Origin of the sequence: Rhodococcus gordoniae, assembly GCF_001646655.1 — a bacterium.
Lineage (GTDB): Bacteria > Actinomycetota > Actinomycetes > Mycobacteriales > Mycobacteriaceae > Rhodococcus > Rhodococcus gordoniae.
Genome location: NZ_LPZN01000098.1, coordinates 1 through 501 on the forward strand (window position 1 = coordinate 1; position 501 = coordinate 501).

Consider the following 501-nt stretch of genomic DNA (forward strand, 5'->3'; position numbering starts at 1 on the left):
CACCTCTCAGGCTGCATGAATGGCGGATTTGCCTACCATTCGCCCTACCGGCTTACACCAGGTATTCCATCACCTGGCCCAGCTACCTTCCTGCGTCACCCCATCGCTTGACTACTACAATCGGGGTCCCGTGCAGCCGGTTCGCCGACTCCCGAAGGAGACGACCAACCTTTTGGACGGTTAGCACAACTGATTCGCCATTGGGCGCGGATACACGGGTACGGGAATATCAACCCGTTGTCCATCGACTACGCCTGTCGGCCTCGCCTTAGGTCCCGACTCACCCTGGGCGGATTAACCTGGCCCAGGAACCCTTGGTCATCCGGCGGACGAGTTTCTCACTCGTCTTTCGCTACTCATGCCTGCATTCTCACTCGCGTGGCCTCCACACCTGGATCACTCCGGCGCTTCCACGGCCACACGACGCTCCCCTACCCATCCACACCACTGCCGGACCAGCCGTAACCGGCCCGGGGTGTTGTGTGAATGCCGCGGCTTCGG

The 501-nt window shown here is 61.1% G+C and carries 1 rRNA gene; it reads right to left on the reverse strand.

Going from position 1 to position 501, the window contains the following annotated elements:
• Positions 1 to 501, reverse strand: a 23S ribosomal RNA gene (locus tag A8G18_RS22060); the annotation flags it as partial.